This is a genomic window from Xanthomarina sp. F1114 (genome assembly GCF_026410255.1).
In the GTDB taxonomy this organism is placed as follows: domain Bacteria; phylum Bacteroidota; class Bacteroidia; order Flavobacteriales; family Flavobacteriaceae; genus Xanthomarina.
This window is the reverse complement of record NZ_JAPMLL010000012.1, coordinates 26,315-49,770: the sequence shown is the minus strand read 5'-3', so window position 1 is coordinate 49,770 and position 23,456 is coordinate 26,315. Positions and strand designations below refer to the sequence as shown.

Annotated in this window: 14 protein-coding genes; 7 read left to right on the top strand and 7 right to left on the bottom strand. The window is 33.3% G+C overall.

Features of this window, described 5'->3' with window-relative positions; translation table 11 throughout:
- The first annotated feature begins 52 nt into the window (after positions 1-52).
- Entirely contained in the window at positions 53-535 is a 483-nt protein-coding gene (locus OS188_RS10915; RefSeq protein ID WP_267148877.1) for a T9SS type A sorting domain-containing protein, read from the top strand.
- A 4-nt stretch (positions 536-539) separates the two neighbouring features.
- Positions 540-1,628, top strand: a complete 1,089-nt coding sequence (locus OS188_RS10910) for a DUF8740 domain-containing protein (RefSeq protein ID WP_267148876.1) — start codon at positions 540-542, stop codon at positions 1,626-1,628.
- A gap of 213 nt (positions 1,629-1,841) precedes the next feature.
- Here the strand turns inward: OS188_RS10910 and OS188_RS10905 are convergent, their stop codons facing one another.
- From OS188_RS10905 to OS188_RS10890, 4 genes are all read right to left on the bottom strand, one after another.
- Complete coding sequence (locus tag OS188_RS10905) at positions 1,842-3,830, bottom strand: tetratricopeptide repeat-containing sensor histidine kinase (RefSeq protein WP_267148875.1); 1,989 nt, start codon at positions 3,828-3,830, stop codon at positions 1,842-1,844.
- A gap of 4 nt (positions 3,831-3,834) precedes the next feature.
- A complete protein-coding gene (locus tag OS188_RS10900) occupies positions 3,835-4,569 on the bottom strand; it encodes a LytR/AlgR family response regulator transcription factor (RefSeq protein ID WP_267148874.1) in 735 nt (244 codons plus the stop codon).
- A gap of 527 nt (positions 4,570-5,096) precedes the next feature.
- Positions 5,097-7,400 (bottom strand): inorganic phosphate transporter, encoded by a 2,304-nt coding sequence (locus OS188_RS10895; RefSeq protein ID WP_267148873.1) that lies wholly within the window; start codon positions 7,398-7,400, stop codon positions 5,097-5,099.
- A gap of 75 nt (positions 7,401-7,475) precedes the next feature.
- The gene (locus tag OS188_RS10890; RefSeq protein WP_267148872.1) at positions 7,476-8,675 is read right to left on the bottom strand and encodes a porin; all 1,200 of its coding nucleotides are present in this window, start codon (positions 8,673-8,675) and stop codon (positions 7,476-7,478) included.
- Between the two features lie 383 nt (positions 8,676-9,058).
- Here OS188_RS10890 and OS188_RS10885 point away from each other — a divergent pair, with 383 nt between their 5' ends.
- Positions 9,059-9,412, top strand: coding sequence for a toxin-antitoxin system YwqK family antitoxin (locus OS188_RS10885; RefSeq protein WP_267148871.1), 354 nt, complete (start codon positions 9,059-9,061; stop codon positions 9,410-9,412).
- Positions 9,413-9,487: 75 nt separating this feature from the next.
- Here OS188_RS10885 and OS188_RS10880 read toward each other — a convergent pair whose 3' ends face one another.
- Together OS188_RS10880 and OS188_RS10875 are read right to left on the bottom strand one after the other, a co-directional pair.
- Complete coding sequence (locus tag OS188_RS10880) at positions 9,488-10,654, bottom strand: beta-helix domain-containing protein (protein WP_267148870.1); 1,167 nt, start codon at positions 10,652-10,654, stop codon at positions 9,488-9,490.
- A gap of 38 nt (positions 10,655-10,692) precedes the next feature.
- On the bottom strand, positions 10,693-13,506 hold the full coding sequence (locus tag OS188_RS10875) for a TonB-dependent receptor (protein ID WP_267148869.1): 2,814 nt from the start codon (positions 13,504-13,506) through the stop codon (positions 10,693-10,695).
- Positions 13,507-13,741: 235 nt separating this feature from the next.
- On the opposite strand from OS188_RS10875, the gene dgt reads away from it, so the two are divergent.
- The 3 genes from dgt (at position 13,742) to OS188_RS10860 (ending at position 18,814) form a co-directional block, all read left to right on the top strand.
- Positions 13,742-15,085, top strand: coding sequence for a dGTP triphosphohydrolase (dgt, locus tag OS188_RS10870; protein ID WP_267148868.1), 1,344 nt, complete (start codon positions 13,742-13,744; stop codon positions 15,083-15,085).
- Between the two features lie 103 nt (positions 15,086-15,188).
- The gene (locus tag OS188_RS10865; protein WP_267148867.1) at positions 15,189-15,320 is read left to right on the top strand and encodes a hypothetical protein; all 132 of its coding nucleotides are present in this window, start codon (positions 15,189-15,191) and stop codon (positions 15,318-15,320) included.
- A gap of 251 nt (positions 15,321-15,571) precedes the next feature.
- The gene (locus OS188_RS10860; protein ID WP_267148866.1) at positions 15,572-18,814 is read left to right on the top strand and encodes a PA domain-containing protein; all 3,243 of its coding nucleotides are present in this window, start codon (positions 15,572-15,574) and stop codon (positions 18,812-18,814) included.
- A 65-nt stretch (positions 18,815-18,879) separates the two neighbouring features.
- Here the strand turns inward: OS188_RS10860 and OS188_RS10855 are convergent, their stop codons facing one another.
- On the bottom strand, positions 18,880-20,652 hold the full coding sequence (locus tag OS188_RS10855; protein ID WP_267148865.1) for a 1-deoxy-D-xylulose-5-phosphate synthase: 1,773 nt from the start codon (positions 20,650-20,652) through the stop codon (positions 18,880-18,882).
- 148 nt (positions 20,653-20,800) lie between these two features.
- Here OS188_RS10855 and OS188_RS10850 point away from each other — a divergent pair, with 148 nt between their 5' ends.
- Positions 20,801-23,455: a T9SS-dependent M36 family metallopeptidase gene (locus OS188_RS10850; protein ID WP_267148864.1), complete on the top strand. Its 2,655-nt coding sequence runs from the start codon at positions 20,801-20,803 to the stop codon at positions 23,453-23,455.
- The last annotated feature ends 1 nt before the right edge of the window (position 23,456 follow it).

Sequence of the window (23,456 nt, the reverse complement as noted above, 5' to 3'; positions counted from 1 at the left end):
TAAAATATAACGACAATTTTATAAAATATTAACCATATAAACTATCATCAGTATGAAAACACAAACAACATTTATTTTATTATTTGGCTTTGTGCTTGGCACTTTTGCTCAAAATATAGACAAGCAAGTGGTGGCTAGTGCAGGTAGCACTAATAGTAACTCCAATTATCAGTTAACCACTACGGTTGGCGAACCTATTATTGGTTTAAAAGGGACAACAGTTAATATTAACCAAGGATTTTTGGCTGGAGTCACTAGTAATGCCACACTTACTGTAGAAGAGTTAATAGAAAGTAAAACTATTAAAATTTATCCCAATCCAGTTACAGATATGGTAAACATTAGCATACCGGATAATAATGAGAATGTTCGTGTTGTAATTTATAATGCCATAGGAAAACAGGTTGGGAATTATACTGTTAATAAAGCTATACAAAATTTAAATTTAAGTCACTTGTCTGACGGTATGTATTTGGTACAACTACAGTTTACGGATACCACAAATTCAAAATCATTTAAAATCATAAAACAATAACATAATGAGAACATTTTTACAAACTTTCGTATTCCTTTTGTGTGTTAGCTTAACAGCTTATGCACAAAACCCACAACAAGATTTTATTAATTACCAAGGTGTTGCTAGCGATTCGTCTGGCGATCCTATAACAAATTCAAATATAGCCATACAAATTGCTTTAAAATTTGGAAGTCCTACAGCTACAGCAAGCTATATTGAAAACCACAGCATAGCAACAGACGATAATGGTTTATTTAATTTGCAAATAGGTAATGGTAGTGCCATTTCCGGAACATACAATACTTTAAATTGGGGTGAAGATGCCAATTATCTTACTGTTTCCTTAAACGGAACCGAGGTAGGTACTACAGAAATGACAGCTGTTCCTTATGCTTTGTATGCAAAAAGAGCAGACGAAAGTCAAAATTTAGCAAATGTTATGGCCTTTGGAAACTCTGCCAATGAACAAATAAAAGATGTGGTAAATCCAACGGATAATCAAGACGCAGCTACTAAAATTTATGTAGATGATGAAATTGCTTTAAATATAGCAAGTTTTGATGCAAGATTAACAGGTATCGAATCCGTATTGGCAGAATTAGACGCCAGAATATCGGCTATTGAACCTCCTGCTATAGGTCAATATAGAGAAGGAGGTATTGTGTTTTGGATAGATCCATCGGGCCAGCATGGTTTAGTTTGTGCTGTTGAAGACCAAAGCTCTGCTATACAATGGTATAACGGTACAAGTGTAACAACTGGGGCAACTAGCTTTTGGGATGGAAGTTCTAATACAGACGCTATAATAGCTGTACAAGGGCCAGTAGAAACAGATTACGCAGCAGGTTTGGCTAGAGCTTACACAGGTAGCGGTTATAACGATTGGTTTTTACCTAGTCAAGATCAATTGGAAGAAATGGATAATAACATGGCTATTATCAATTCTAAATCTTTACTCCATGGTGGTACAGAACTAAGCACAACCTATGGTTATTGGAGCTCTAGAGAAAGTAGTAGTTCTCATGCAATACTTTGGAGTTTTAGCGACAGACAGGCTTACAATTCCAATAAGGTTCAACTAAGAGGCGTACGCGCCATTAGAGCATTTTAAAGTTTATAAAAAAAATGAAGTAAATTAAATAGCTCTTTAACGGTCTATTAAATGTTTTATAGAGCGCTCTGAAAAAACTCAGAGCGTTCTATTTTTTTTATCTGAGAGATTGTAGTTTAGAGACTCAGAGTAAAAAATTAATTTACTTAATACAAAAAAAGCAGGTGGTTTTTAAGTTTTAATCATCATTCTTTATTTTTTATAAAAAGTGTTTTAAGCTGTTTTTAAGACTGCTCTTTTTATAGGAATATGAACCATAACCTTGGTTCCACAGGCCTTGCCATTTTCATATAGGTCTTCAATCTCTATTTTATAATCGTTTATAAAACTTTTTGAGAAATTGGCTAATCGAGCCTTTGTAATATCAATTCCTACTGATTTCCGATTTAGTTTTCTCTTTTCTTTTAGTTTTTGCGAAACAATACGTCCTACTCCGTTATCAATTATGGCAATAGAAATATAGTCTAAAGAGTCTTGATTAACATTTAATTCAATTTGCTTATCACTAGCTTTTGAAGATAGCCCATGCCACAGTGCATTTTCTAAAAAAGGCTGAAGAATTAAAGAAGGAACTCTAATTACGGAAGTATTTACATTTGTATCTACATGTACTTGATAATTAATCTCATTAGAAAAACGCATGTTTTCAATATTCATATATAAAGCCATGGTGTCTAATTCATCTTGCAAGCTGATCTCTTTTTCTGTGGAAGCAATAAGTATTTTTCTAATAAGTTTCGAGAATTTATTTAAATAATAAACTGCATTTTCTTTTTCATTGTTTATTATAAATAATTTGATGGAGTTTAAAGAATTAAAGATGAAATGAGGATTCATCTGATTTCTTAACATTTCTTGCTCCAGAGTTACAATCTTTTTTTCGTTTTTTAACTGTCCTTGTCTTTGAAGAATAATAAATATTCCAATTAGTAAAATCGCTCCAATTAAACTCAGTATTAAGATTCTTCTATTTTGTGAGAGTTTAAGTTTTACAATTTCATTTTCGCTGGCAAGCGCCTTAATTTGATTGTTTTTTTTCTCACTTTCATATTTTAAAATTAAATCGGTAACATATTGGAAATTCTTTTCGCCAGTAATAGCTTTATCTAAGTCCACATGTTGCTTATAAAAAAGTAGTGAAGTTTTATAATTACCTAAGTTCTCTTCTAATTGCGACAAGTGATTGTAAGTTTCTGCCTCTTGCGATTTTAATTGGTATGTTTTTGCAATTCTTAAAGCTTCCCTCAAGTTTTTCTCAGAAGCCTTATAGTTTTGCATTTTTAATTGAATTAATCCTAGATTAGAATAAGATGTGGAAATATAATATTTATCGTTAATTACTTTAGCTTTCTCTAAGGCTGTTTCAATTATGGGAAGTGCCGTTTCATATCTGCCTTTGGCAATATCTAATTTTGCAATACTGTTGTAGCAAATAACGCGACCTATATCAGAGTCTATTTCGTTATTATATTTTAAAGAAGTTTGATAGTTTTTTAATGCCTCGTCCAATAAGCCTTTTGCTTCTTGCGCATAACCAATATTGTGATAGTTAATGGCCAAGCCTAATTTATTGTTTAATGCTTGTTCTATAACTAAGGATTTTTTAAACAGGCCTAAAGCCATATCATATTGTTTTAAAGCTAAATAAATATTTCCCATACTATTTTGAGAAATTGCAATACTGTGCTTAAGCGATGGCGTTATTGGCTTGACTGTTTCGGCTAAATCCAAAGCTTCTTTATGGTAGTCCAAGGCTGTTCTTATAACATCTAATCTTCTGTAAACTACCCCCAACATGTTTAAGCTTGTAACTTCTAAATCTATACTTTCTGCTTTTTTTGCTTTTTCTAAGGCTTTTTCATGAAAGCTTATAGCTTTGTCGTAATTAGTTGTATTTCTGTAAAACTCTCCTAGCATATTAAGTGCATAACTTTCGCCTTTTATAAAATGAGCTTGTTTAGATACTCTTAAAAGATAATTCATTTTTAGCGTGTCTGCAGAAAACTCACTAAAAACAGAATCTAAATATTGATAATTTGTTGCTTTACTTTCTACAACACGATCTACAAGAATTTTATAATTATCATCTAAATTAATTTGTGCTCGACTAATTAGAGGAGATAAAAAGAAGCTTATTACAAAAAAATAAAGAATGTATTTAGATGTAAAAGCAAAATTACTACTGTTTAGAAACCATTTCATTTTACTAGAGTTTGTTTAGGAAGTCTGTTTTTCTTTGTCTTGCTACTGGAATTTTTTTGTTGGATTCCATAAGAACATAAGCTTCACTTTTTACAAACTCTTTTATTTTATTTAGGTTAATAATATAGGAGTTATGAATTCTAAAAAAAGAACTTTCCGGCAGAATAGCATCAATCTCTTTAATTTTTTTGGTCACAACCATTTTTTGATTTGAAGTCATAAAAAACGTACTGTAATTACCATCAGATTCTACATATAGGATATCGTCTATATTTAAAAACACTAGTTTACCATCTGTGTTTAAAATAATTTTTTGGTGTTTTAGATTGGCATTAAAGTTTAAGAGTACTTCTTCAACTTTTGAAATAGAGAAATTATTGGAATGGAATTTTTTTATTTTTTTTATGGTTTCTTCTAAATCGTCTGAATCTATTGGTTTTAAGAGGTAATCTATAGCTTCGTTTTTTAGGGCTTTTAAAGCATATTCATTATAAGCAGTTGTAATAATAACTGCATAGTCTTTATGATTTATGCAATCTAAAAACTGAAACCCATCCATAGTAGGCATATTAATATCTAAAAAAAGACAATCTGGAGTATGAATTTTTAAATAAGCGATAGCCTTTTCAGGACTTGTGAAAGTTTCAACAATTTGAATCTCATTGTTAAAATTACCTAATTCCCAAGTCAAACTTTTAATGGCTTTTGGCTCGTCGTCAACAATTACTGCTTTTATCATATTCTCAAATATAATAATATAATATTTGGTTTAGAATTAGAGATGTATAATTGGTGCTAATTATTGTATATCCTGTCGAATTTGTATAAGTTTTTATTTAATAACTACCAACTATACAGTTTTTAGTACCAACTATACATTGGCTCTGTTTTAAGTGAGTTTTTTTGCGATATTTGACATGCTATTAATTAAGGGATAAGCATTTCATTTTATAGATGGTTGCTATTAATCGATTTAAAAAAACCAGTGAAAACTGGTTTTTTTTATGACTTGTTTTAAGGTCTACTTTAGTAAATTATATTATAGTAGGAGCGTTATAAAATTCGTTTTAAAATGTACTATTCAGGTGTATGATTTTATTCTTTTAAATAAATACAAAAGTTTGGATTGTCTGAGTTAAATTAGTGAAAGCAGTTGCTTGCTGTATAAACTTTAACTCTTTATTATTAAGTGTTATAAAAAAAGCATCTCTTCCTATAGTCTGGAACGAGATGCTTTTTTAATTTAAAAAGATTGTTTATTAGAGCTTATTCTATTGGTTCATCTGGAATTTTTGCTGGTGTAATAGAACTATCAAAAGCACTGTGGTACTCTTCTAATAAATTCATAATAGCTGCTAATAAATCTTTTGTTTCTAATAGAAGACTGAAGTACAAAGTAGTATTCTTCGGACTAGACTCTTCTGTTCTAGTACGCTCTACTTGCTTATGTATTTTAGTTGATACTAAAGTTACAATCTCTTTCTTTCTGTTTAATATAAGACCTATTTCTTCAAAAGAACCAGATTCAAACGCGTGTCTTGTGTTTTCAAACAACCTTTCAAAACGCTCATCCACTTCTTTTAACTCTTTTATCTGACTGAACTTAAGTTTTTTATGATTGTTATTTACGTGTTTATGACTCACTTTTGAAATGTATTCTAAAGATTGTGCAATGTCTTGCAAGTAACCTAATATATTAATGTAAAAACTACTTGCTCCAACACTAGACTCGTCTAAATTCTTTATAAAATAGAAAATATGATCTCTAAGCTCATCTATTTCGTTAGATAGTTTTACTACTTGCTTTTTATTCTTTTTAAGTAGAGTTAAATCTTGCTTAGCTAAACCATTAATGGCATTGGTATAAATTCTATTTCCACGTTTAATAACATTAGCAATATTACCTGCACTTTCGTGAATAACCCCTTGAACAGAACTGCTTTCAGCACGGGTTAAACTATCTTCTTCTTTAGTTTCTTGAGTTTTCTTTTTATGTGCTATATAGCTTCTAACTAAAAGAAAAGTAGCTATTAATAAAAATATAGGAACCATAACTTTAACGTTCCAATTAAGGAAATAAGCAATAATAGCAGCAGATATAAAGGCAATAAAAGCCGTAAAGAACCAGCCTCCTATAACGTTTAGCACCCCGGCTACTCTATAAACAGCACTTTCTGCACCCCAGGCTCTATCTGCTAAAGAGGTTCCCATGGCAACCATAAATGTTACGTAAGTGGTAGATAAAGGCAGTTTCATAGAGGTTGCAATAGAAATTAGAACAGCTGCAACCATTAAATTTACGGCTGCACGTACCAAATCGAAAGCAGGTAGCTCGTATGTCTTATCTTTTTTTAATGGAATTACCGGTTTCTCAAATTGCTTTTCAATTTTTACTTGCCAGGATTCCGGTAGAATATAAGAAGACATTTGCGATCCTAAAATGGCAAAACGTACAAAACCTCGAGATAAGAAATTAGGTTGAAAACGTTCTTTTGTTTCTTCTTGACTAGATAGGTCTAAAGAGGTTTTAACCACAGCTTTAGCCTTACTTGAAAACCATAAAGTTGCCACCATTATAAGTCCTGCTCCCACTAACAAGAAGGTAGGAGTTGGTACTTTATCTGCTAGAAAGCCCATGCTAAATGCATCTGCAGGAATTCCAGATGCCGCCCAAGTAGAATAAGATATCCAACCGGCAATAGGTACTCCAATAAAGTTAACTAAATCGTTACCAGCAAATGCTAAGGCTAGAGCAAAGGTTCCAACTAAAATAATGAGTTTATAGATATTTGTTTTAAAAATAGCTATTAGGAGGTAAGATAACAAAATCCAGAAAGTTAAACTAAGACTAACTATTAATAGAACATGAGACTCTATATAGTAATCTAAAGAGGTATTGCCTAAAAATCCAAATTTTTGAGATGCAAGAGAGGTACCGTTTAAACCTTTTATAAATATGAAATAAGTAATAGACGTTAGTGCAATTCCTCCAAATAGAGCTCCAACCCAATTGGCTTTCTTTTCAAAATTATAAGACAATAGAAGTCTTGCAACCCATTGGACTATGGCTCCAACAGTAAAGGCGACGACGACAGAGAGGAGGATTCCGAAGATGATTTCTGTAGCTTTGGACGTGTTTATATAATTAATAGCATCTGATAAACCACCTCCGTCATGGGCAACTTTTATTAAGGCCATAGCTACAGATGCTCCTAGAAGCTCAAATACAATGGAAACCGTAGTTGAAGTTGGCATTCCAACAGTGTTGAAAAAATCTAGTAATAAGATGTCTGTAATCATGACAGCCATAAAAATAATCATGATTTCATTGAACATAAATTCATGTGGATTAAAAATCCCTTTTCTGGCAACTTCCATCATTCCGCTTGAGAAAACAGCACCAATGGCTACTCCTATACTAGCAACAATCATAATGGTTTTAAACGAGATAGCTTTAGAGCCAATGGCAGAGTTTAAAAAGTTTACAGCGTCATTGCTAACTCCAATTACTAAATCGGCAATAGCTAGAACAGCTAAAGCAACAATCATTAAGAGATATATATTTTCCATATATTTTTAGTGTCTTAAAAGTATTTGCAAATATCTAATGTGATTTTCGTTAGTATGTTACCAAAACGTTATGATTTAGAAATGAACTTCAAACTGAAGCCTATAAGCTAATCTGCTGTTTATTATCTCTGTATCTATATAAGTAACATCTGATTGGACTTTTAATTTATGTCCAACAATATATTTAGAAATACCTAAAGTATATTCGTCAACCTGAGTTGGTCCAACCGTACTATTGCTTAAATCTACCGTGGAGAATCTACTTCCTATTTCCCAATTATTTTTAAATAAGTACCCCCCCTGAAGATTTATAGCTTTTCCAACTTGTACAATTTGTCCTGTAGGAACACCTTCTTCATCTTTTGCAATTGGATCTGAGGCATTTCGGTCTGCATATTCTCCCATAAAAGAAAAGCCTTTATATTTGAACATAGCATCTATAAAGAATGTAGAAATATTTGTTTCATAAAAACCTGAATCTGTTTCCATAAATACACCTTGATTACTTCTGGTTTTAACGGCATCATGGTTAAAATCGTAAGTAGCACCAATGGCTATTTTGGGTGTTTCGGGTCTGTAAATAGAGCCTCCAATATAGTCTCCTTTATTAGGAAACAAGCCTAAGGGTAACAATTCTATACGTCCAGTATACTGAAAACCTCCAGCATTTCCGGTGGTTATATTTCTGCCTTCACCTTGTGAAATAGCTAAGGCCTCTCTAACAACAAAGGTGTCTGTTAGGTTGAAATAATGCCTAAGTTGGATTCCTAAATCTCTATCTATATTAAACTCTGCACTTAAAATGGATCTATCTACAAACTGAAGATTTGCAGAAGAAATAATACCATCTCTATTTCCAGGAAGTTTTGCTTGTCCAAACCACAATTCGAAATTTTTGTAAAAATTCCACATCATGACTGCGTCTAAAATAAATCTTGGTGTATTACTGGTGTAAATTGAGGTTCCAGCCATATCTCTATTGGTAAACCCCAATTGTAATTTATATGTTAATTTTGGAGTTAAAGCAAAACCATCAAATTTTAATCTAGCTCTTCTTACTAAAAAAGCAGTTTTACCATTCATAAGTTCCCCATCATTGTTTTCCCAGCTAGCCAGAGCTAAAAATTGCATTCTAGCACCAACCTTCATAGACCAAGTGCTGTCTTGTCCAACAATATTTAAGATGCCTTTCCCAAATTTTGAAGAAGATGTTTCTTGTCCGGTTACAAATTGGAAGGAAACTAATAAAATAATTAGAGTTACTTTAAATTTCATTTTAGGCTTTAGTTTTTGTCGCTACAAAGAACTAACTTTAATATTAAATTAATGTTTCCTAAATATTAAATTTAAGGTATGCTAAAAAGGCTGCCTTGGCCAAAAGCAGCCATAGAATTCATGATAAAATAGTCGACAAAAACTAATAGATTATATGAAATTACTTATTTAATTGTCTTAAGACAGTCCAAAGATCAGCATTATTAATGACCTTATTGTAACTGGAACATTAAGTAATTATTAAAAAAATAATCATTACAGTTGCTTTTACTTCATTTAAAATCAAATATTTAAGCCTCTAATGTAAAGTTAATGTTAATTTAATGTTGCTAAAATGTTTCCGAATAGTTATATTTGGAAGAGAACATATAAACCCAATAATTATGAAGAACATGATCATGCTTTTCACCTTCTTAATTTCTGTGGGCTCTTTTGCACAAGGGAGAGAATTAAAATTCAACAAGAACACCAACTTAATTGAAGTGATTTATTATCACGACAATGGAGTAATAAGCCAAACTGGGACTTATTCTCTAGATGGGAAACTTCAAGGTGAGTGGTTGAGTTTTAACACAGCAGGTGAAAAAGCAATTTCTGCAAATTATGATAATGGGAAGAAAGTCGGCAAATGGTTTTATTGGAATGATAAAACTTTAAAAGAAGTAGATTATAATAACAATGCAATCGCAAGTGTTAGCGAATGGACTAAGAAGTCCGCGAGCATGCATCTCAATTAAATTGTATGATACTTAAAAAGTAAAAGCATACCAAATTGGAGATGCTTTTTACTTTTTAGACTAATTCATTATTGTTTATTCAACAGTCCAGGATGCTCCCCAAGAAGCATAATCTGTTCCTGTTCCATTTTCTTCTCCAGAAATAAAATCTGCTTCCGTAAAAGTTTCGGCAGTATCATTTTTCATTTTTAAAGTCACATCTATAAATGTGATATCGGTAACAGATAGGTTACCATTAAGTACTCCTGCGCCAGTTGGATTATCTCCTGCATCTCCATCAATATCGAAAGCTTCTTCAAAACCTTCAATTAAAACATTATTAAAGATCCCTTGGGTTCCAGCTCTTAACCTTATGGCTTCGTTTGCTGTTGAAGAACCCTGACCTATAATAGTTAAGTTAGTAACTGTTGGTTTAGAATAGTATCCTCCTGCATTGCTAAAATCGGTGTTATAACCATCTGCTTCAATACCTTTATCATGAATGTCTCCATGTTTTACATAAGCATTAGTAATGGTTCCGGTGTAACCTTCTGTCCAGTCAATAGAATCGTCTTGCGCATTGATAACCGAAACGTAGCTTGCATTTACTGTTCCTCCAAAAAATTCAACACCATCATCTTTTCCTTCAAAAGCCTGGATATATTCAACGGTAGTTCCGTTTCCAACCCCATAGAAGGAGAAACCGTTGTTTTCTGATTGTCCATCTGCCGAACCTCCAGAATATTCTACACGTACATAACGTAGACTTCCGGAATTGTCAGTAGGATTAGTTCCACCAAATGGTAAGCTGGCAATTTCTGAAGTTGAGGTAGCCGTTCCTGTAACAGAGTTAATTGGCGCTTTTCCTAAGAGAATTAAGCCTCCCCAATCTCCAGCAGAAGGCGAAGAAGCATCCGATGTAAATACAATTGGATTACTTGCTGTTCCGTTAGCAATTATTTTTGCACCTTGAGAAATAGCTACATAAACATTAGCACCAGAAGCTAAAGCTTTAATAGTCATTCCAGCTGGAATTTCTAGTGTAGTTCCGCTAGCCATGATTAAAGAGCCATTTACTTTATATGTATTGTTGGCGTCTAGAATAAGATCTTCGTTATAAGTGCCCGAGAGAAAAATAGTTTCTGAATCAGGGGTTTCATTGCCTGAATTATTATCAGGTAAGTTAATGTCTGATGTGTCGTCTGTGGAGCAAGAGAAAAGCATGCTTACTATTGCTAATCCAAAAATTAAGTTGTTTTTCATTTTTTTCTAGTTTGATTTTGATTGTTTATTAATTGTGTTTAAAATTTATATTTAAGTTGTACTCCTAAGTCCATACCTTTTTTATAATCTGTAATTCCTTTACCATTGGCCGAGTTTACGGCAATATCTCCTAAGGTTGTTTCTCTAAAATATTCTATGGTTGGATTTAACAGGTTTTTAATGCTAAGGTTTATTTCTAACTTATTATTAAAGTTATTTCTCCATATAAAATCTAGAGTTGGAACACCTTTTTCTACAACATTTCCTAATTGGCCAGAGCCTAAGGCGTCTATTCTGTCAGAGAAATAAGAGAAAACTAAATTGGCTATGGGTTTGTAGTTTCCAAAAGTTGGAGAGTAGTTGATATCAGCATTTAATATTAATGGAGAAGCACCTTGAAGTTGGTCTTCAGATTTATTAAAACTCACATCGTAATAATTTCCATCTATAGTACTATATAAATCCTGTTTAGTTTTCATATAGGTAGCGTTAAAACCTAGAGATAACTTTGGGTTTTTATTTTCATCGCTTATTAAGTTTTTTCTTAATTCTACTTCAATTCCGTATACATTTGCCTTATCTCCTGTTCTAAAATAACGCTGTGTTCCTGTAGCATCTGCACCAACAACTAGGTTTACAGGATCGTTAATTTCTTTGGTAAATACCCCTAGTGATATAATTTCGCTTTTAGTATAAAACCACTCGTATTTTAAATCGAGGTTAATAATTTTTGAATATCCTTTGTCTAGTAAATCTGGGTTTCCACCAATTTTTGTAGAAATATCTTCGTAAACAAAAGGTGCCACTTCTTTGAATTCTGGGATAGAAACCGTCTGACTTGCAGAAAAACGAAGGTTCTGATTACTAGTTAAGGCATATTTTACATTTAAACTTGGGAGGAAGAAGTTCTCATTAGAAGTGATTTTATTTTTACCTTGATTTCCTAAGTTAATAACATCGAATGCAATATCTTGTTTAATAGATTCCATTCTTATGCCAGGAACAAATAGCCATTTTTCTCCAGCTGTAATTTCAGCATCTACATAACTTGAATAAATATCTAATGTACCTATATAAGTGTTTTCTGGTAATCCAGGTCTATTGGTATTTGAAAGGCTTGGAATATTATTGATGACTTTTATTTCATAAACACCGTTATCCTCAGGGATGAGATTTAAGTTTTCTAAAGTAAAAACGCTATTAAAATTGTTTACATCAAATATCTGGTAGCCATTTTCTACAATGTCATAGCCATAACGGATGTTTTCAAAATTTCTCTGTTTACTTCTTCCGTTAAGTCCAAAGTTCAATTTTAGTTTTTCGTTAATATTATAGGCCAGATTTATTCTTCCACTGAATTCTTCATCTTGAATATCTTGAAAGTAACGTTGGTTGTCAAATACCACATTGCTATAAAAAATAGGATTTGTATTGATGTCGTTATCTAAGGCATATTGGTAGTTTTCAACGCTAATACGTTTTCTGTCTGGTTGTTTAGAGAATACAGAGTTATAACCAAAAGCCCAATCTATATCAAATTTCCCTGAAGTATGAGTTCCTAATAATTGATTGACAAACATTTGAGTTTGGTCGAATTGCACATTCATTTGATAAAAACCTTCGTCAGAATTTGCTTGAGCATCTCTGTTTCTTCCTTTTCCATCTATTCCAAAATAGCCTACAACATCTGAAGAATTATTTATAAATAAGAAATTGTATTTAATAGCATTGTTATCATCCAGACGATAATTCACATTCGCCATGGCAGTTGTTGTGGTATCGTATTCATATTCTTCAGCATTATCTATAAAGGCCTTTTTTTCGGTAAGCGTATAATCTACGGCAGACCCTTTTCTGTATTCGTAATTATTTTTAAACGAAGCTGTAGCGAATACACTGATACGAGATCCATTTTTAAAGTCGAATGATTTTCCTGCCGAAGCGCCATAACCCACATTAATAGGAGAGCCTGCATTTACTGGATCCACTCCATGAGATAAAATAACTGCAAATGGATTTTGGTCGTATCTTCCATAATATCCAAAATAACCTGTTCCTTCACTTCTAACAAAATTCTTGTCAATGGCATTGGTATTAAAGCCAGTAGAAGTAAAAACATCTAAAAAACCATTTCCATTATAATCTTTTGAAGAAATATCTATATTCCCTGCAGAAAAGTCACCATAAAATTTTGAGGTATAAGCTTTGCTTATTGATACGTTTTGAATAATATCTGAAGAGAAGATGTCCAGGTCGATGTTCTTTTTATTAACATCTGTAGAAGGGATTGAAAGCCCGTTCAGAGTTGTATTTAAATATCTGTCTCCTAAACCACGAACATAAACATTACTGGAACCCTCTTGTTTGGAAACGCCAGAGATTTTTGTAACAGCTCCTGCAGCATCACTAATTCCTTTTCTAGATAATTCGTCCGCCCCAATATGTTGCTTTATTTCAATAGCTTTTTTTTGATCTAATAGTAAAACAGCTTCACTTTCTCTACTAGTTGTTGTTTGAATGATAATTTCATCTAAAGAAGCCGCGCTGGCTTTCATAGAAACATGCATTTCTGTTTCTTTATTTGCTATAATCTCAACTTCAATTTCTTGCGTTTCATAACCAATAAAACTATAGATAACAGTGTGAGTTCCTGGTTCAAGATCATTCATTTTATATAAACCATCGAAATCTGATGTGGTTCCTTTTATGGTTCCTTTTAGTAATATGTTGGCAAAAACTAATGGTTCGTTGTTATAATCTAAGTCGATTAATTTTCCGGTTAAGGAACCCGTGTTTTGGGCATAAGTAGTTAATGAAATAAATAGTAAAAAAAAGAGAAAAATATGTTTCATTATTAATTTTAGTTCTTTAGTATTTTTGTTGATGCAAAGAAACCCCAACAATGTAAAGTGGCTGTTAATCCTAGATTATGCCTTTGTAATAAAACGGTTAGCTTAATGTTATTGAGTTTACATAAGACGCTGATTTTAGAAATGATATCTTAACACCAAGTTCATTTGAATTGTTTATATATGAAGATGTATTAAAACGTTAAAAAATGTATCTTGCAGCAGATAAATAGGAACTATGAATTGGGAACAATTACTCTCCTTAAAACGTTATGGAGATACAAATAAGCGTTTAAGAAAAGAACAAGACGAAACACGTTTGGGCTTTGAAGTAGATTACGATAGAATTATATTCTCATCAGAGTTTAGAAGTCTTCAAGATAAAACTCAAGTAATTCCTTTGTCTCAAACAGATTTTGTACATACCAGACTAACCCATAGCTTGGAAGTAAGTGTTGTTGGAAGGACTTTAGGAAGAAAAGTAGGTGCTAAGTTGCTAGAAAAATACCCGCATTTACAAACTATTCACGGATATCAAGCTAACGATTTCGGGGCTATTGTAGCAGCAGCAGCATTGGCTCACGATATTGGAAATCCGCCTTTTGGACATTCTGGAGAAAAAGCTATTGGCCAATTCTTTATATCTGGAGCAGGAAAAGAGTATAAAAAGGAATTAACCTTAAAAGAATATCAAGATTTATGCGATTTTGAAGGGAATGCCAACGGTTTTAAAATTGCTACCCAAAATCGAATTGGTAGAGAAGGTGGTCTGCGTCTAAGTTATGCTACGCTTGGCGCTTTTACAAAATACCCCAAAGAATCATTGCCTAAAAAACCGACTAATCATATTGCTGATAAAAAATACGGGTTTTTTCAAAGTGAAAAAGAACTGTTTGTTGATGTTGCAAACGAGTTAGGCTTGATAAAAAGAGGTGCAGATGAAGATTTCAGTTTTTCTAGACATCCTTTAACCTATTTGGTAGAAGCTGCAGACGATATTTGCTATACTATTATAGATTTTGAAGATGGAATTAACTTAGGGCTTATCCAAGAGGAGTATGCCTTAGAATATCTTATTAATCTGGTAAAGAATACAATTAATTCAGAAAAGTATCACCAGCTTTCTAATACCCAGGATCGCATAAGCTATTTGCGAGCCTTAGCTATTAATACTTTAATTAATGAAGCGGTTGATGTGTTTTTAATTAACGAAGAAGCTATTTTAAACGATAATTTTTCAACTGGTTTGTTAGATAAAAGTCAGTATGAAGCTCAAATTAACGACATTATTAAAATAAGTGTAAAAAAGGTCTATCAGTCTGAAGAAGTAATCGATAAAGAAATTGTTGGTTTTGAAGTTATACAAACACTTTTAGGTGTCTATACAAAAGCTCTAATAAATAAGACTCAAGAAAAAGCCTCTCATTACGATTTGTTGATTCTTAAGAGTATTCCAGATCTTTATTTTGAAGAAGAAAGCTCAACTTACACCAAGCTTTTAAGTGTATGTCATTATGTGTCTTTATTGTCCGATAGTCAGGCTATTTTAAAATATAAGAAGATAAAAGCGATTGCTTTATAAGTATAATCTTACGTACGTTAGTCGTTTTTTTTTCAATATTTCTTGTTTAAAAAAGTATAATAAATTACTTTTACTTATCTAAGATCCCAAATCTGACCTCAAGATGAAAAAAAATATACTAGGAGCTATTGTTATTATATTTGTTGTATTTGCTTCTGTTTTAGCACTTAAAGAAATAAATCAAACAACAGCTTCTGAGGTTAATACGCAGCAATACTACGCCGACTCTGAGTAAGATTATTAACTATTTAATATAATTAATTTTTACTTCATTATAAGCAATTTTAATTTTGTAGCATTTTAAATCTAGTATTTTCTAAACGTTTTTTATGGTTTGAAATATCTATTTTTCAGCTTTTTAAAAAAATAATGAAACGTTTTTATATACAGAGCTATGGTACACAGTGTATTAGTTCAAAAAAAAATACCTGCTTTTTTTTGTGGTATCGAATTAATTAAATTATTTTTAACTAAATATATATACTCATGAAAAAATTTTACATAAAAAATTTTAATGTTTTATTTAGTGCGACCCTCCTTTTAGCAGTTTTTAATTGTGATTCACCTAAGAAAGATGTTGAAAAGAATGATGATGTTGTAGTCTCAGTAGAAGAACTGAAGCAAAAACACAAAGAACACTTGGCTAATAGTCCATTTCAAGCAGAATTACTACTGTCTAAAAAAGAAAGAAAGGAACATAGATTAACGCCAAACAAGTATAATGAAGAGCAATGGATTCTAACTATGAATCCAGATTTAGGAAGACCTACACCAATTAAAGTAGCAGAATTACAAAAAGAGCTTCTTGAGCAAAGAGAAGAGACTATGTCTGCAGGAAGAGTCCCGGGAGATGCGTTAGATAATGGATGGATGGAGCGTGGACCAAATAATGTTGGAGGTAGAACAAGAGCATTAATGTTCGATCCTAACGATCCAACAGACAATACAGTTATTGCTGGTGGAGTAAGTGGAGGTTTGTGGAAAAACACGAATATTTCTAGCCCAAATAGTGTGTGGACAAGATTAGATCTTCCTGAAAATTTTGCAGTTTCAAGTATAGCTTACGACCCTAATGATACAAATACATTCTATGTAGGAACGGGAGAATCTTATGTAGGTCATACCGATGGCTCTATTAATGGAGACGGATTATGGAAATCTACTGATGGTGGAGATACCTGGGTAAATGTTTTTGGAGGTAATACGGGAGTAAGTTATTTTGTTTCAGCCTCTAATATTACTGTAAACTCACCAGCTGGAATTGCTGGAAACTATCAGTCTTATCCAACTACAAATTTTGGATCCGAAATTACAACTACTATTACTGCCGATTTTATTTTAGCAAATGATTCATCTGGGGTTCCTACTGAAGGATGTAATTCTTTTGGGCCTAGTGCAGCTGGAAAAATTGCATTAATAAGAAGAGGACAGTGTGCGTTTGTTGATAAAGTTAAAAACGCACAAAATGCGGGAGCTATTGCCGCAATTGTAATGAATAATGTGCCAGGAGAACCAGTGCCAATGGGAGGTACAGATGCTACAATAACAATCCCTTCTGTTATGATTAGTATGGCAGATGGTGACACTCTAGAAGCTGCTATGGCTTCAGGAGTAGTCAATGGTAGTTTAAATCCTTCCTCTGGAGATTTTACAGCCTTGGTTGTTCCAGGAGTTCAGCATATTAACGATGTGAAAGTTAGAAATAATGGAGGAGTTTCAGAGATTTATGTGGCTGCTGCAGATGCTCTATATTCTTCTTCAAACGCTGCAACAACTATCGGAGGTTTGTCTTATGGGTTATATAAATCTGTGGATGGTGGTGCTAATTGGGTTGATATTAACTTACCATTAACCGAAGGAGGACATAGATACTGCCCTAACGATTTAGAAATTGGAGCTGATGGCAAAATATGGATGTCAACCACTCCTAGTAAATTATACGGAGACGGTGGTGGTGTTATTTTCTCGTCGACAGATGGAAATACGTTTACACAAGCTTATGCTGTTAATGGAGCTTTAAGAACACAGATTGCTGTTTCTGCTACGGTTCCAGATAAAGTTTATGTGTTGTCAGAAGTACCTGGTGGGGTAAATATTAAAAAAACAACAACAGGTTTTCAGCCTGTGTATTTGGTACAAAATAAACCGCTACCAAACGATGCAGACAATGCAATACCAGCTGGAGACTTTACTAGAGGGCAAGCCTTCTACGATTTGTTATTAGAAGTAGATCCTACTGACGATGAAATTGTTTATGCCGGAGGTATCGATATGTTTAAGTCAACAAACGGTGCAAATGCGTGGAACCAAATATCTAAATGGTCTAATAATAATAACTTAGCCAACCTAGATGTGCCATTAGTACATGCAGATCAACATATTTTGGCCTTTGGACATTCTAATCCTAACAAAATTGTTATTGGAAATGATGGAGGAGTTTATTATTCTCCAAACGGAGGAACAACCACAGAATCTAGAAATACAGGTTATAATACATCTCAGTTCTATTCATTAGGTGTAGCTCCAACAACTGCATTTTCTGGAGATTATTTTGCTGGAGGTTTACAGGATAACGGAACACAGCTAATGCAAAATGCAAATCCTAATGGAGTAGATGATGCTATTGAACCTTATGGGGGAGATGGAGGTTACACTTTCTTCGATCAAGATGGTACAGATAGATATTTTATTAGAAACTATGTGTACAATGCAGGAATTAATTTGCGTTATTTAGCTGCAGATGGATCATTGGGGGCAAACGTTACTATTAATAATGAAAATGCCAGTAATGGGTCTTTTATAAACCCTCAAGCTTTAGATTCTAATTTGGATATTTTGTATTCTAATTATTCTTCTGGCGCTAATTATGTTGTTAAGAGGTATTCAGGAATAAAATCTTCAGGTACTTTATCTAGTACAAATCTAACAGATGAATTATTAGCTGCTCCTGTAACAGCATTAACGGTATCTCCATATACTACAGGAACGACTAAATTAATTGTTGGAACCCGACTTGGCGATATTTTAATAGTTTCAAACGCTAATAATGCAAGTCCTTCTTGGGAAGGAATTGATGGAAATTTATTGGTAGGAAGTGTGTCTGATATTGAGTTTGGACAATCTGAAAACGATATTTTTGTAACTATGCATAATTATGGAGTAAATAATGTATGGTATACTAGTGATGGTGGTGCAACCTGGGAAGCAAAAGATGGTGATTTACCAGATCTTCCAGTGAAAACAATTTTACAGAACCCTTTAAATCTTGAAGAAGTGTTAATTGGAACAGAATTAGGAGTTTGGTATACTAATAATTTTTCCGATGCATCTCCAAACTGGCACTCTGCTTTTAATGGAATGAGTAATGTAAAAGTATTAGATTTAGATCTAAGAAATGATAATATGGTGTATGCGGCAACACACGGTAGAGGTGTGTTTTCTGGTATGTTTACTCCAGATGCTTTAAGTGTAGAGGAAGTTACATTAGCTTCAGATTTATCTTTATATCCTACCGTTTCTAATGGAGAAATTACCATTTCTTCTAAGTCTAATCTAGGAGAATTAGATTTAGTAATTTATAATTTAAGTGGCCAGCTAATTTCTAAAGAGCGACTAAATTTAAGTGCTAATGGTAAGAAGCAAATGTCATTAAATTTAAGACCTGGTTTATATTTGGCTAAATTTACTCAAGGGCAATTCACCGAAACAAAAAAGTTTATTATTAAATAATGCTTTAAATCAAAAAAATAAAGGCGACTTGAAAAAAGTCGCCTTTTTATTTTTAGGAAAAGAGCTTATAGAAGTTCAATAAGGGCTTTAGAAATAGATAAGCTATCTATGCCACATAATTGTTGCAACTCTTCTGTTGTGCCGTGTTCAATAAACTGGTCTGGTACACCTAAGGTTTTGAAGGTGTTTTTATAATTATTCTGTGCAGCAAACTCTAATATGGCTGTTCCAAATCCTCCCGTAATGCAACCATCTTCAACAGTAATTATGGATTGATATTTTTTACAAATGTCGTGAAGTAATTTTTCATCCAAAGGTTTAACAAAACGCATATCGTAATGAGAAACAGTATGTATATCTGGTAATAAATTAATGGCTTCCGTACAGTTTCTTGAAATAGTACCAATACTCAAAACGGCTATTGTTCCGTTTTCTTTTAAAACAGCTCCTGTTCCTGTTTTAATCTCTAAAAAATCTTGTTGCCAGTCTAAAGTACTACCTCTTCCTCTAGGATATCTAATAGCAAGAGGGTGCTTTAATTTACCTAATTGAGCTGTATAAAGTATATTTCGAAGTTCCACTTCGTTTCTGGGCGCAAAAATAATCAGATTTGGTATACAGCGTAAATAGGCCAAATCAAAAACCCCATGATGTGTTGCACCATCTTGTCCAACCAAGCCAGCACGATCTAAGCAAAAAATAACTGGCAAGCTCTGTAAAGCTACATCGTGGATAATTTGGTCGTAGGCCCGTTGTAAAAAAGTAGAGTAAATATTACAAAAGGGAATAAGTCCTTGAGTTGCCATTCCAGCCGAAAGCGTCACAGCATGCTGCTCTGCTATTCCTACATCAAAAGCACGTTCAGGAATTTCTGCCATCATATATTTTAAAGAACTTCCTGTAGGCATAGCTGGTGTAATTCCAATAATTTTCGGATTATTTCTAGCTAATTCCACTAAGGTAAAACCAAAGACATCTTGATATTTTGGAGCCTGTTTTAGATTTGGTTTCGTAATTAAGTCTCCTGTTATAGCATCAAATTTTCCTGGCGCATGGTATGTAACTTGATTGTCTTCAGCCTGTTTTAGGCCTTTCCCTTTTTTGGTAATTATATGTAGAAACTTAGGACCTTTTACAGTTTTAAGTCGTTCTAATTCAGAAATAAGTTTATAGATATCATGTCCATCAATAGGACCAGAGTAATTGAAATTAAGAGCTTCAAAAATATTATCCTGCTTTTCAGTTCCTTTCTTGACGTTGGTTAAATACTGTTTTAAAGCACCGACAGAAGGATCAATTCCTATGGCATTATCGTTTAAAATAACTAGTAAATTGGCATCTGTAACACCGGAATGATTTAAACCTTCAAAAGCCATACCACTAGCTATAGATGCATCTCCTATAACAGCCACATGTTGCCTGGTTAAATTACCTTTAAGTTTCGAGGCAAGCGCCATTCCTAAAGCAGCAGAAATAGAAGTGGAAGAATGTCCAACTCCAAAAGTGTCAAACTTACTTTCATCTCTTTTTGGAAACCCACTTATTCCATGTAGTTGTCTATTAGTATGAAAGATATCCTTTCTGCCAGTTAATATTTTATGTCCATAGGCTTGATGTCCAACATCCCATACCAAAAGATCTTCTGGTGTATTAATTACATAATGCAAAGCAATGGTAAGCTCAATAACTCCTAAACTAGCCCCTAAGTGGCCTTCCTTGGTTGCAATAATATCAATAATAAAACGTCTTAATTCTTCAGCCAATTTTGGAAGTTGTTCTTTTGAAAGTTTGCGTAAATCTTCTGAAGATTCAATAGAGTTTAAAAAGCCTGTGGCCATAGGTGTAATTTATGTGGTAAAATTATTAAAATAACTGTTAATTTAATTGCTTTATAAAGTATTTTAAAGATTTATTATGATTATATTATAATAATAAGAAGATGGGGCTTATATTTGACAAATTCAAATTTAAAAATATCAAATAGAAATGAAAAAGAATTACCTCCAAAGACTATTAGTTGTCGGTATGTTGTTTTTTGGTTTGGCAGGTTTTGCACAGCATAACTTAGCTGATTCCAAGTATGGCAATGTTATCGAAACTTATTTGCTTAGAAACAAAGCAGCGTATAATCTTACTGATAATGATATTCAGGATTTATATGTAACTAACGAGTACTTTTCAAAAAGTACAGAAATTAACCATGTGTACGTAAACCAACGTTACCATGGGATAGGGATTTTTAATGCTGTTTCTAGTGTTGCTATAAAAGACCATGCTGTTTTTTACTATTCCAATAATTTAATAAGTCAAATTGGGCAAAAGGTAAATACTATTACTCCACAAATTAATGCACAAGCAGCTTTAGAAAATGCAGCTTCTCAATTAAACTTAGGAAATGTTCAAGGCTTAGAACTAATTTCAGGTAAAGGAAATGAGTTTGTTTATAATGGAGCAAATGTATCTCAAACTAATATTCCTGTAAAATTAGTTTACTCGTATTCAGAAGAGTTAGGTGAATTAAAACTAGCTTGGGACTTAAACATTAACGCTTTAAACGGAAAAAACTGGTGGAGTGTACGTGTAGATGCTGTAAGCGGTCAAATAATTGATAAAAATGACTGGGTTTTATCTTGTGATTTTGGTGATGGTGATCATTCAAACCATGCCTACCATGCTAATTCAAAAGAAGACTTTACTTTATTTAAAACAAACTCTTTTGGTGCAGATGGATCTTCATATAATGTTTTCGCATTCCCAGTAGAAGCTCCTAGCTTTGGAGGAAGAACTTTGTTGAGTTCACCTTCAGACGATGTAGCTTCTCCTTATGGATGGCATGATACCAACGGAGCGGCTGGTGCAGAATATACAATTACCAGAGGAAATAATGTATATGCATACGAAGATACTGCAGCTACAAATACTCCAGGATATTCTCCAGACGGAACAGCTTCTTTAAATTTTGATTTTCCATTAAATTTAGAACAAGAACCAAATGGATATCAAGACGCGTCCATAACAAATATGTTTTACGTAAGTAATATTATGCATGATGTATGGTACCGTTATGGTTTTGATGAAGTTTCAGGTAACTTTCAACAAAATAATTATGGTAATGGTGGCATAGGCAACGATGCCGTTCAAGCTCAAGGACAAGATGGAGAAGCAACAAATAACGCCAATTTTGCAACTCCTATAGATGGTTATGCTCCTAGAATGCAAATGTATTTATGGTCTCCACCAGGAGGTGTGCAAAACTTAGTAACTGTTAATAATACATCTGTTGCAGGAACATATCCAGCTGTAAACCCTGCAACTACGCCTCCAAACAATATTACTGGAATTGGAGATGACCCTGTTACGGGAGAATTAGTGTTAGTGGACGATGGTTCGGATGCCCCAACAGAAGGTTGTAACACATTTGGTGATGTAGCTGGAAAGATTGCAGTTATACAAAGAGGTACTTGTCCTTTTGTAGACAAAATTAGAAATGCAGAAGATGCCGGAGCTATTGCAGTTATTGTATATAACTATCCAGATCCAGGTAACGACCCGGAATATGTGCCTTATGTAAACATGGCGGGAGAAGCAGATCCACTATTTACAATCCCTTCTGTATTTATGAGTAACGGTGATATCCAGGCCATACTTAATGTTATGGAGACGCAAACCGTTAATGTTACTTTACAAGGAACTGGGAATTATATGAAAGATGGTAGTTTCGATAATGGTATTGTTGCACATGAGTATGGGCATGGTATTTCTACTAGATTAACAGGTGGTCCTGATACTAACTGTTTGACTAATAAAGAGCAAATGGGAGAAGGATGGTCTGACTGGTTTGCATTAATGCTAACTATGAAAGCAGGTGATCAGCCTGAAGATGCAAGACCGATAGGAACATATGCAACATCGCAACCAATTGATGGAATAGGAATTAGAGAAGCTCCTTATAGCACAGATTTTGCAATAAACGATTATACATATATTGATACTAACGATTTAAACGTTGCTGTACCACACGGAATAGGCTTTATTTGGGCTACTGTTTTGTGGGACTTAACTTGGGCTTATGTAGATAAATATGGTTTTGATCCAGATTTATATGAAGGAACAGGTGGAAACAATAAAGTTATGCAAATAGTATTGGACGGGTTAAAACTTCAAGGGTGTACGCCAGGATTTGTAACTGGTAGAGATGCTATCTTATCAGCAGATATGGCGCTAACTGGAGGTGAAGATCAATGTCTAATTTGGGAAGTTTTTGCTAACAGAGGAGTTGGTTTAGATGCAGATGAAGGTTATGGTTTTAGTAGAACAGATCAAGTAGAAGATTTTACTAGACCAGATTTTGATGGTCCTGAATTTGCAGCTTGTACAACTATAGGTGTTGAAGAATTTAATACTAGTAGCTACCAAGTATATCCAAACCCAACTAACGGTCGTTTGTTTATTAAAACTGCTAAAAACTATGGTCAAGTAACACTTTCTATTACTGATATTAATGGAAGACAAGTACTATCTAAAGAGGTAGAGCTGTTTAACCAAGTAGAAATTGATATTAATAACTTACAGTCTGGTATTTATATATTAAATATAAACGGAGAGACTTTTAGTGCAAACCATAAGGTTATTAAAAAGTAAT